Annotated in this window: 11 protein-coding genes; 1 reads left to right on the top strand and 10 read right to left on the bottom strand. The window is 31.6% G+C overall.

What is annotated here, in order from left to right; all coding sequences use genetic code 11:
* Positions 1-6: 6 nt before the first annotated feature.
* The 4 genes from G8C43_RS02195 to G8C43_RS02210 form a co-directional block, all read right to left on the bottom strand.
* Complete coding sequence (locus G8C43_RS02195; protein ID WP_166003829.1) at positions 7-870, bottom strand: glycosyltransferase family 2 protein; 864 nt, start codon at positions 868-870, stop codon at positions 7-9.
* Positions 871-896: 26 nt separating this feature from the next.
* Positions 897-1,511: a recombination mediator RecR gene (recR, locus tag G8C43_RS02200; protein ID WP_160556690.1), complete on the bottom strand. Its 615-nt coding sequence runs from the start codon at positions 1,509-1,511 to the stop codon at positions 897-899.
* Between the two features lie 24 nt (positions 1,512-1,535).
* The gene (trxB, locus tag G8C43_RS02205) at positions 1,536-2,492 is read right to left on the bottom strand and encodes a thioredoxin-disulfide reductase (protein ID WP_160556691.1); all 957 of its coding nucleotides are present in this window, start codon (positions 2,490-2,492) and stop codon (positions 1,536-1,538) included.
* A 198-nt stretch (positions 2,493-2,690) separates the two neighbouring features.
* Positions 2,691-3,872: a M14 family zinc carboxypeptidase gene (locus G8C43_RS02210; RefSeq protein WP_166003831.1), complete on the bottom strand. Its 1,182-nt coding sequence runs from the start codon at positions 3,870-3,872 to the stop codon at positions 2,691-2,693.
* Between the two features lie 311 nt (positions 3,873-4,183).
* On the opposite strand from G8C43_RS02210, the gene G8C43_RS02215 reads away from it, so the two are divergent.
* Positions 4,184-4,693 carry a helix-turn-helix domain-containing protein gene (locus G8C43_RS02215; RefSeq protein WP_166003833.1) on the top strand — a complete coding sequence of 170 codons (510 nt, stop codon included), beginning with the start codon at positions 4,184-4,186 and terminating at the stop codon, positions 4,691-4,693.
* A gap of 84 nt (positions 4,694-4,777) precedes the next feature.
* Here G8C43_RS02215 and rplS read toward each other — a convergent pair whose 3' ends face one another.
* The 6 genes from rplS to pheS form a co-directional block, all read right to left on the bottom strand.
* Positions 4,778-5,131 (bottom strand): 50S ribosomal protein L19, encoded by a 354-nt coding sequence (gene rplS, locus G8C43_RS02220; RefSeq protein WP_105297718.1) that lies wholly within the window; start codon positions 5,129-5,131, stop codon positions 4,778-4,780.
* Positions 5,132-5,403: 272 nt separating this feature from the next.
* The gene (gene ychF, locus G8C43_RS02225) at positions 5,404-6,495 is read right to left on the bottom strand and encodes a redox-regulated ATPase YchF (protein WP_166003835.1); all 1,092 of its coding nucleotides are present in this window, start codon (positions 6,493-6,495) and stop codon (positions 5,404-5,406) included.
* Between the two features lie 236 nt (positions 6,496-6,731).
* The gene (locus tag G8C43_RS02230) at positions 6,732-7,334 is read right to left on the bottom strand and encodes a thioredoxin family protein (protein WP_166003837.1); all 603 of its coding nucleotides are present in this window, start codon (positions 7,332-7,334) and stop codon (positions 6,732-6,734) included.
* A gap of 230 nt (positions 7,335-7,564) precedes the next feature.
* Positions 7,565-8,626, bottom strand: a complete 1,062-nt coding sequence (gene aroC, locus G8C43_RS02235; RefSeq protein WP_166003839.1) for a chorismate synthase — start codon at positions 8,624-8,626, stop codon at positions 7,565-7,567.
* A gap of 109 nt (positions 8,627-8,735) precedes the next feature.
* Positions 8,736-10,472 carry a thiamine pyrophosphate-dependent enzyme gene (locus tag G8C43_RS02240; protein WP_160566283.1) on the bottom strand — a complete coding sequence of 579 codons (1,737 nt, stop codon included), beginning with the start codon at positions 10,470-10,472 and terminating at the stop codon, positions 8,736-8,738.
* A 136-nt stretch (positions 10,473-10,608) separates the two neighbouring features.
* Positions 10,609-11,625, bottom strand: a complete 1,017-nt coding sequence (gene pheS, locus G8C43_RS02245) for a phenylalanine--tRNA ligase subunit alpha (protein WP_166003841.1) — start codon at positions 11,623-11,625, stop codon at positions 10,609-10,611.
* Positions 11,626-11,931: the final 306 nt, after the last annotated feature.

Consider the following 11,931-nt stretch of genomic DNA (forward strand, 5'->3'; position numbering starts at 1 on the left):
ATTGTGTTATTTTTTTCTTTGCATGCTAAATATTAATAAAGCTAAATAATATCTTATTTTTAATCCGAACAATATGAAAATATACATTACAAAAGGCTTTTTGAAATATTTTCTTACAAAAATTTCCATAGCATTATAGAAATTTTTGTAATACGATTTATCTATTTTAGTTGCTGCTCCTTTATAATGTATTATAGAAGTTTTCCCGTAATAATAATTTTGATAACCGGCTTTTAAAATAGTATAACTTAGATCGATATCTTCACCATACATAAAATAAGCTTCATCGAAACCTCCTACTTCAGTATAAATTTTTTTGGTGGTAAAGAAAAAGCATCCTGTTAAAATTTCCACTTTTCCAATATCATATTCACCCAATTCCGTATTATAATAGCCTTTAGATTTTTTTGATTTACTGAAAAATAATTGGCTGAATAACTTATCAAATGTATTTTTAGGATTCGGATAATTTCTTTTTGATTCCGGTCGATAATAGTTGTTTTCATCGGTAATTCGAACCCCTAAGGCTCCAAATTTTTTTGCATGTTCAGCAAAAGGTATAATTTTTTCAAAAACATCCGGCTTAACAATAGTATCGGGATTGAGAATTAGTAAATAGTTTCCCTTTGAATACGTTACACCTATATTATTTGCTTTAGAGAAACCTAAATTTGCCGAGTTTTGAATCCATTTAACTTGAGGAAATACTCGCGTTATAAATTCTTTGCTACCGTCATTGGAATTATTGTCTACAATAATAATTTCTGCATCAATTGTTTTTATTGCATGTAAACAACTTTGAATGCAATTTTTTAAAAGATCTTTTACATTATAATTAACAATAATAATTGAAAGTTGTTTCAAATTCATTAATTATTTTTTAATTACTTTAAGAACTACTTAATTCCTTGTTTATAAGGTACTCTGTTTTGTATGGAGCGTATTAAAGTTAACTCATCCGTATATTCAAGTTCATCACCGACTCCTATTCCTCTTGCTATTGCCGTAAATTTTATATGAGAATCATTCAATACCTTATATAAATAAAACATGGTTGTGTCTCCTTCTATAGTAGCACTTAATGCAAATATAATTTCCTCTGTTCCCTGCTCTTTAACTCTTTCAATTAGCGGATTGATACACAAATCGGTTGCGCTGACTCCTTCCATAGGGGAAATTCTTCCCCCCAATACATGATATTTACCATTGAACTGTTGGGTACTTTCTATTGCCATTACATCTCTTACATCTTCAACCACACAGATAATTTTTTCATTTCGATACGGATTTGCACAGATGGTACAGATCTCAGTATCCGATAGATTGTTGCACAGTTTACAGTGTTTTATTTCATGTACTAACTGACTAATTGATTTTGATAAATTATCTGCCTGAATTTCAGGTATATCCAATAAATGCAAGGCTAGACGTAGGGCCGTCCTCCTACCAATACCCGGAAGTTGTGAAATTTCTTCAACTGCTTTTTCTAATATTTTGCTGGGATAATTCATACAATCATCAAGACCTGCTTAAATTTAATGATGATCTAGGGACGATACATATTTTTCTGCATCCAAAGCGGCCATACAACCTGCTCCTGCGGCAGTAATTGCTTGTCTGTATTTTTTATCGGCAACGTCCCCCGCCGCAAATACTCCCGGAATATTTGTTTCTGTACTAAATGGCTTAACATGTAAATATCCGGTTTCGTCCATTTCCAATTTACCTTTAAATATCTCGGTATTGGGTTTATGTCCGATAGCAATAAATATTCCGTCTACATCCAATACTTTTTCTTCGTTGTTTAAATTATCAATAACCACGGCTTGAGAAACCAAGTTATTATCGCCTTTTAAATCTTGCAATTCGGTATTATACATAAGTACAATATTAGTGGTGAGGTCTACACGTTCTTGCATAATTTTAGAAGCTTTTAAATAATCTTTACGTACAAGCATATAAACAGTCTTACATATTTTTGCTAAGTACGTTGCTTCTTCAGCTGCCGTATCTCCGCCTCCTACAACTACCACATTTTTACCTCTGTAAAAAAATCCGTCACAAGTGGCACAAGCAGAAACTCCGCCTCCTCTATAGGTTTTTTCAAAATCTTTACCTAAATATTTTGCACTTGCACCCGTTGAAATGATAATAGTTTTAGTTTTAAATTCTTTTCCCGATATAGTTTTTACAATATGTATGTCTCCTATATTTTTTCCTAATTCAACCTCTGATACGGTATCGATTATAACTTGAGTGCCGAATTTTTCGGCTTGTTTTTGTAACTGAATCATCATTTCAGGACCGGTAATCCCGTCGGGATATCCGGGGAAATTTTCAACTTCGGTGGTAGTCGTTAACTGTCCTCCTAATTCTAAACCGGTGATCATAAGAGGATTCATTTCGGCTCTGGCAGCATAAATTGCAGCCGTAAAACCTGCAGGGCCGGAACCTATAATAATAGTTTCTAATATATCTGTGTTTTCTGTCATCTTTATCATATATAATTAACCGGGCAAAGTTACTAAATTTATCTTTGAGACTGTGTGTAAGCCTATGTAAACTCTATATAATACTATTATGATTTACTATCTAAAAGGCCGGTAAATGTATTATTTAAAGTATTAAGCATTTTTTTTCGCTAATATTAAAAATAAATTATCATGTTTGTATATAATGTTAAGTAACTACTAAGCAAATGAATCCAATTTTTTTCCATTTACAATAATCCACTCATCTAATTTAAAATCAGCCAAGACGCCTATTTTAGGATACTGTATGGCAGAGTCCGCGAAAACGATACATCTACCTTCTGCATCAATTTCTTCATGTCCATACATGAATGAAAGGTCTCCAATGTCTTCTATTTTGGCAATAAATGAAAGTTCATTTTCTCCCTTAGTAATCTTTTCTACATATTGTATACCAATATCAACTGTTTCTTTTTTATCTTCACGTATGCGTACATTACTATATATAATATCAAAAAATGATAATGAATTATTAGGTATTTCATTATATAGTTCATACCCCTTTTGCCATTCATCCTTAACAGAGGCATAATATAGAGCAGTAATCAACGATAATGTAAAATATCGTCGGGTTTTTTGACGATAATAATCTTTGGGAAAATGCCCTCCTTCAAACAATATAGTAGGAATTCCTAATTTTTGAAAATTATCACCGACTGATCTTGGATAAAATTCATCGGTAAACCTTGATATCTTATTAGGTAGAAGTTTTGAAATTTCTTGATAAATATCAGCTATTAATCCCATCGATTTTTTTCGGGTTTCAGTCACCTTTCTGTCAACCGATTCCGATGGCGATAAAAAAGCCAAAGTGGCCGGTTCTTTTTTTCCTTCTACTCCGAATATAGTTCTTTGATCGTGTAGATTAAACGCTAAATCATATTTTTTTTCACTTGCAGTTTTTTTTAATACTTGCATTTCAATTGATGAAGCGGTTAAAAAATCCCGATTAATATCAATTCCTAAACGATTTCTTCGTGTCCAAATTTCAGCTCCATCCGGATTTAACATGAAGATAATATCGAGAGTAAACTTGCTGAGAATTTCATGTGAGCAATTATTTTCATTTTCAAAAAATTTAAGCAAATCTAGACAACTTAAGGTTCCCGTTGTTTCGTTCCCGTGCATTTGGGTCCATAGTAATATATTTTTAGGTCCTTTTCCTAAGGTCAATTTATATATAGGTTTATTAAGTTCCGATCTTCCAATTTCTGTAAGTAAGCTTTTATAATTTTTTATTAAAAAATCGGAAAGCTCCGAAGGGTTTACATATCTATTTTTAAAATTTTCTTCGATACTTAAATTTTCATTTAAATCAAAGATTTTAAACTCTGCAGACATAATTATATTTTTTACAAAGATATTCAATTATACACAGTTTTGTTGATTTACATTTGTAATTTACATTTGTAAAACAATATTATTTTATAATTTATTAGTTCTGATATTGTGTCATATAATTTTAAGTTATTTTATTTAATTTTTTATTAAAAAATATATAAATATATATTTACCAGTATTTTATATATATTTATTTAATGTTTTTATTTAAGTTAACTTTAAGTTATTTTTTGACAGAATCTATGGTATTTTTAGTAACTTTGTATTTATTACTCTATTTCACATATGTAAATAGTTAACATTTGTAAATCATGGAAATTGATAAAAGAATAGCTACACTCATAGAAATATTAGGTTTAACATCAGGAGAATTTGCAGATAAAATAAATGTCCAACGATCGAGCATTTCGCATATCACTTCTGCTCGAAATAAACCTTCATTAGATTTTTTAGAAAGAACTCTATCTGTTTTTCCTGAAATAAATTCTGAATGGCTTATTTTAGGAAAAGGAAAACCTTTGAAATCTCAATTGGAAAATAATAAAAAGGAAAGTTTAGATTTAGAAAATAAGACGGTTCAGGAACAACCATCCCCTACACTCTTTTCTTTAGATGAAATGGATCAAAAACAAAAAGATTCTTCACACTCTAATAATGATAATACTATTCAAGCGCCTGAGAATCGCGTAAAAGAAAATTCTCAGACAGAAGATCAAATAATTAAAAATTCAATCCTGCAGAAAACGAAAAATAACAAGAAAAAAATAGAAAAAATCTTATTTATATACGAAGATCATACGTTTGAAGTATTCGAAAATTAATTTTTAAAAGGAAAGTAATAACCAAAAAAAAGAGGAAAATTTAAATTTTCCTCTTTTATTTTAAAATAAATGCTAAAAGTAATATTATTTAACTCTAGCATCTTTAATTCTTGCTTTTTTACCGCGTAGATCTCTAAAATAGTAAATTCTTGCTCTACGTACTTTTCCTCTTCTGTTAACTTCAATATTTTGAAGCGCTGGCATATTAATAGGAAAAACTCTTTCAACCCCTACATCACCGCTCATTTTTCTGATAGTGAATGTTTTGGTTGCTCCGGTTCCTTTAACCTGAATAACTACCCCTTTAAAATACTGGGTTCTTGTTTTATTACCTTCTTTAATTTCGTAATAAACAGTTAGGGTATCCCCGGCTCCAAATTTTGGAAATTCTTTTTTTGCGATGTACTTATCCTGTACGTACTTAATTAATGGTTCCATTTAAAAAATATAACAGTTATAAAATTGAATAACATTCACGTCTTTCGTCAGAGGTTAATCAATTGGGTGCAAAATTAATAATTCTTATTTAATTGTACAAATACTATACGTAAATTTAAAATTCTTTTGAATACTAAAAAGTTTTATAACAAATAGCTGAATAATTTTATAATATATTCAAACACGAGTTCCTTTATATATAATCTATGCTAAATAAAGGAGACGTGTTTTAAAAATATAGTTTAAAACTAAACGATTGACATTAAAATAGCTTAAACATTAAATCGGAAATGAATAATATCTCCATCGTTAACGATATATTCTTTACCTTCAACCGATAATTTTCCGGCTTCTTTAACTTTAGCTTCCGATCCGAAAGTTACAAAATCTTGATAGGAAATAACTTCAGCTCTAATAAATCCTTTTTCAAAATCAGAATGTATTACTCCGGCAGCTTGAGGAGCTGTCCATCCTTTTTCAATTGTCCAAGCTCTAACTTCTTTAACTCCGGCAGTAAAATAAGTTTGTAAATTTAAGAGTTTGTATGCTTGGCGAATCAAGCGATTTACTCCCGGTTCTTCTAAATTTAATTCTTCTAAAAATATTTTACGCTCTTCATAGGTTTCCAATTCAGAAATGTCTGCCTCAATTTGAGCCGCTAATACGATCACTTCCGCCTTTTCGTTTTTTACCTTTTCTTTTACTTTTTCAACAAATTCATTGCCCTCTTTTGCTGATTTTTCATCTACATTACACACATACATAATAGGTTTAAAGGTCAAGAGTTGTAATTCTGCAATAATCGGCTCTGAAATAGAATCTGTTTCGAATTCTCGTGCATTTTTACCTTCTTCAATAAAAGCTCTCAACTTTTCCAACACAGACACAATTTGCTGCTCTTCTTTATTTCCTGCTTTAGCCGCTCTTTTAGATTTATCCAATTTTTTTTCAATGGTTTCCAAATCTTTAAGTTGCAGCTCAATATCAATAATTTCTTTATCTCTAACCGGATCTATAGTTCCTTCAACATGGGTAATATTATCATTTTGAAAACAACGCAACACATGGATTATTGCATGGGTTTCTCTGATATTAGCTAAAAATTGATTTCCCAAACCTTCTCCTTTACTGGCTCCTTTAACTAAACCGGCAATATCTACTATTTCCACTACGGCAGGCACTACCCTTTCCGGCACTACTAATTCTTCAAGTTTATTTAACCTTAAATCAGGCACAGAAACTGTACCTACATTCGGTTCGATGGTACAGAACGGATAATTAGCCGATTGTGCTTTTGCATTAGATAAACAATTAAATAAAGTAGATTTCCCTACATTGGGTAGACCAACAATTCCACATTTCATACTCGAAAAATTTGTGACAAATATATAAAATTATAATTTAGCCTAAGAACTGGCTCTTTAAATCAAAATATGTGTATACGAAAAAACTAGTATCCCACTAAAACATTGATGCAATGAGTATTTTTATTATATAAAAAGAATAAAATTAGACATGATCTTGTGCCAAATTAAAAAAATAAAGATTTGTAATAACTTATGTAAAGAATACTATAGATTTTCGAAAAAATTAAACATTTTTACTGTAAAATCTTTTCCAACAATTCTTCTGAAATGGTTTGGCCTTTATCCTTGTTATAGAATCCTTGAATATCCTTTGCAAAATCATCATGGGTATAGTTTTCAGGATCTGTTTTATATTTTTTTAGGAAAGGAGCACAAGGTTTAGGTCTAGGCCCCCAATGAGCAATTTCTTCGGAAGTTTCCGCATCAATAAAAATTACAATGGGAATTGCCTTTCCTCCATTAGTTAGATATTGATTAATCAATAATTCATCTTGATCTCTAAAAAAAATTCTCATGTCCAGCTTCTCGGATGATTCGCAAATTTTATTGACTACCGGCACTATTTGCGCTGCATCTCCACACCATCCTTCGGATATGACTAATATATGAATTTTACGACTAATTTTCTTCAAGCCCGAACTCACTGATTCATCCAATACGAGCGTTTTATCATTCCTATGGATTCGGCTCAAATTTAAACGGGTGTATTCAGCAAGTTTTATAATATCTTCATTTTTAGAAAGTAAACCTTCTTTTGCTTGAATCTCTATAATATCTTTATATTCAGCGTAAGACACTCCTTTGTCCCAATAGTTTTCTAATTTTATTGAATCCATCGTATATTTATTAGCTGTTACCATTTTATAGTTTGGTAATCTTTATTAATTACAAAAATTACATGTTTTCAAATACATAATTTTATATATTCTTTATTTAACCTATAAATTGAAAATATAGTTATGTATATTCTGGTTAGTTAAACGAAAGATATCTTCAAATAGTATTTCAATCGGTAAAGGATAGTTACTGCCAATTGTATGAAAAGGTTTATTTTAAAGATATAAAATTAAATTTTTCTAACTTTATTCATCAACCAAAAGTCAGCCAAAATAAAAGCTGCAATAGCTTCTACAATAGGAACCGCTCTAGGAACCACACAAGGATCATGTCTTCCCTTCCCTTTAATTGAACATACATTTCCGTTTTCATCTATCGTTTGTTGCTCTTTCATAATGGTAGCAACCGGCTTAAAGGCAACTTTAAAAACAATATCCATACCGTTGGATATTCCCCCTTGTATACCTCCCGAATTATTCGTCAGTGTTTTTCCTCCTTGAGTAAAAATATCATTATGTTCGGAACCTTTTAATCGAGTACCTGCAAAGCCGCTGCCAATTTCAAAACCTTTAGCTGCATTTATACTCATCATTCCTTGAGCCAATCTGGCAGATAATTTATCAAAAATCGGTTCGCCTAAACCCATTGGAACATTTTTAATCATACAGGTTATGACTCCGCCAATAGTATCTCCATCCTTTTTAATTTCAGCTATTTTCTGAATCATTTGTTCAGCAGTTTCCGAATCAGGACATCGGACTATATTAGATTCCGTTTGGCTTAAATCCAGTTCATGGATATTCTTTTTCAAAGTAATTTCCCCTACTGAAGAAACAAATGCATGGATAGATATTGAGGATAGTAATTGTTTAGCTAAAGCTCCGGCAACAACCCAGTTAGCTGTTTCCCTTGCTGAGGTTCTTCCTCCGCCTCGATGGTCTCTGATTCCATATTTTTGAAAATAAGTGAAGTCTGCATGTGAAGGTCTGAAAATACCGGTATTATGATCGTAATCATTGGATTTTTGATTGGTATTTTTAATAACAAATCCAATAGCTTGTCCTGTTGTTTTTCCTTCAAAAATGCCGGAAAGAAATTCTACCTTATCGTCTTCTTTTCGTTGAGTTACAATTTTCGATTGTCCGGGTTTTCTACGATCCAATTCTTTTTGTATTTCATCAAAATTAACGGATAATCCAGCTGGAAAACCATCAATTACGCCTCCCAGTGCCGGTCCATGACTTTCACCAAAGGTAGTAAGCTTAATAAATTTACCGAATTCGTTGAACATATGCTTACAAATGTAAGAAATAAAGTAAATGTATACCTAGCGTTAATTATAAAAACAGAAAATCTAAATTAGATTTTCTGTTTCATTAAGATATTCGGTTGCTTATCCTTTAAATTAAGGATTTTATATGTTTGATATTGCTTTGAATTGTGTCAACCACTTCTTTAATATTTCCTCCAAGCATCATTTTAGTCATGGAAGTTGTCATACCTTTAATTTGGCTCCATTCAATTTTAGGCGGTAAAGCAAGTGAATTGGGATCGGTCATTACATTAACTAAAACCGGACCTTCTGTTGAAAATGCTTCTTTTACAGCTCCTTCAACCTCTTCAGGCTTATTGACATTTATTCCTTTAAAGCCCATAGCCATTGCTATCATGGCAAAATCAGGATTTACCATATCGGTTTCATTGTCAGGGATACCATCCACTTCCATTTCAAGTTTTACCATTCCTAATGATCGATTATTAAACACAAATAATTTGACAGGCAATTTATATTGATATATAGTGGCTAAATCCCCTAAAAGCATTGAAATACCACCATCTCCGCAAAAAGCTATAATTTGTCTGTCAGGATGAGATAACGATGCTCCTATGGACATCGGCATGGCATTGGCCATCGTACCGTGACTAAAAGAACCTAACATTTTTCTTTCTCCTGTGGCATGTATATATCGCGCCCCCCATACACAGCACATACCGGTATCTACGGTAAATATGGCATCTTTAGCTGCTAGATTATTGATAACTGAGGCTACATATTCGGGATGAATTAAATTTTCTTTTCCCGGATCTTTAACATATACATCTAAATCTTCTTTAACTTTATCGTATTTTTTCAGCTGTTTTTTAAGAAAAGAATCATCTTGTTTTTCTTCAATCAAAGGCAATAATACAGATAAAGTATCTTCAATTTTTCCGCATAATCCCATATCTACTTTAGCTCTTCTGCCTAAACGGTCTGCCCTTTCGTCAATCTGAATTATTTTTTTATTGGAAGGCATAAAATTCGCATACGGAAAATCTGTACCCAAAAGTAGTACTACATCCGCTTCGTGCATACTTTGGAATGCAGAAGGCAACCCTAACAATCCGGTCATGCCCACTTCATAAGGATTATCATATTGTATACCCATTTTACCTCTAAAAGAATATCCTACAGGAGCTTTCAATTTACCTGCAAGTTTTACCAAGTCTTTGTGAGCTTTAGAAGCACCGATACCGCAATAAATGGTAACTTTATCATGTTCATTAAGAACATCTGCCAACTCTTGTAGTTCTTTATCGGATGGTCTTAAAATGGGTTCGTTTTGATAAACTTTTAAAGAACTTAAAATATCTTCCGCCGGTTTTGATTCTAAATCACCGGGTAACCCGAAAACGGCTACGCCTTTTTTAGATATAGCATTTTGAATTGCTCTTTGTAACATTCTAGGGGCTTGTTCCGGTAATGTTGCAATTTGGTTGTATACACTGCAATCATCAAATAGTTTGGTTATATTAGTTTCTTGAAAATAATCTGTACCAAATTCTCTTGTTCCACACGTGGAGGCAATAGCGATAACAGGTACATTTGCCCTGTTTGCTTCATACAATCCATTAATTAAATGTACATGCCCGGGTCCGGAACTACCGGCACAACAAGCAATGCCTTCCAATTCAGCTTCGGCTGCGGCAGCAAAGGCTCCGGCTTCTTCATTCCTAACATGGATCCATTGTATTTTTCCGTTTTTTTTAATGGCCCTGTTAAGCTCATTTAAACTATCGCCTGTTACAGCATAAATCCTTTTTATACCGGCATCAACTAGTATTTCAACTAATTGATCTGCTACTTTTTTTTCCATAATAATTTTTAAATTTATAAAGTATATTTAGATACTGAATGCTCAAAATTTGTTCCAGGTAAATATACTTTATTAATAAATTTAAAAATTATTATTTATATGATACATCTACAAATAGTTATAAATTTAGCTTAATTTAAAATTCATATTTAAATTGCTGTAGCATTCGTATATCATTTTCAGTAAACATACGAATGTCGCCAATTTGGTACATCAGCATGACAATTCTTTCGATACCCATACCAAAGGCAAAACCACTGTATTTTTCAGGATTTATATTAACATTTTTTAGAACATTGGGATCAACCATTCCGCATCCTAGAATTTCCAACCAACCCGTTCCTTTAGTGATGCGATAATCGGTTTCTGTCTCCAATCCCCAATATACATCTACTTCTGCACTGGGTTCTGTAAAGGGAAAATATGAAGGTCTCATTCTAATTTCGGATTTACCGAACAATTCTGAAGTAAAATATTGTAAGGTTTGTTTTAAATCTGCAAAGGATACGTCCGTATCAATATATAACCCCTCTATTTGGTGGAACATACAATGAGATCGAGACGATATATCTTCATTCCTGTAAACTCGTCCGGGTGACAATATACGAATGGGAGGCTCATTTTGCTCCATATACCGTATTTGTACAGAAGAAGTGTGAGTTCTCAATACTCTATCCGGATTTTTCTCTATGAAAAAAGTATCTTGCATATCTCTTGCAGGGTGATACTCAGACATATTTAAGGCGGTGAAATTATGCCAATCATCTTCAATTTCAGGACCATCAGCTACTGAAAAACCTATTTTTTTAAATATGTTTATGATTTTATGCTTAACAATGTTAATGGGATGTCTGCTGCCTAAATTCAAGGCTAGTCCCGGACGGGTTAAATCTTCTTGCAAACCGACATTTGCAGACTCGCCGACATTCTCTTTTAACGTATTTATTTTTTGAGCAACCGATTGTTTTAAATTATTGATCAATTGTCCAAATTCTTTTTTATTTTCATTAGGTACTTCTTTAAATTTTTGAAACAGATCGTTCAAAATTCCTTTTTTACCTAAATACTTGATTCTAAACTGTTCAACATCCTCAGTTTTTTGAGAAGTAAAAGATTCTACTTCTTCTAAATATTTTTTGATAGTATTAATCATTAGTTATCTTTAAAATTTTCTATTTTATAAAGATTTTTATCTTCTTGCAAAAATAATAAAACAAAAATACTATTATTAATTTAAATAAAAGATATCATAAATAATTTTAGATCAATTAAACAGAAAGTAAATTCAATAAAAAAGCCTCCTTTTACAGAGGCCAAGGTTTTTAAAGAAATAAAAACTAAATAAACATTAAAATAATGCCTTTTTTAATATAAACTATTTTAGTGTGTTTGTAATCATTGTACTAACAAACAAACACCATACCATTTATCTGGTTTTATCCTATTTTATTATTTTTAA

The organism is Apibacter sp. B2966, assembly GCF_011082485.1.
Taxonomy (GTDB): Bacteria; Bacteroidota; Bacteroidia; order Flavobacteriales; family Weeksellaceae; genus Apibacter.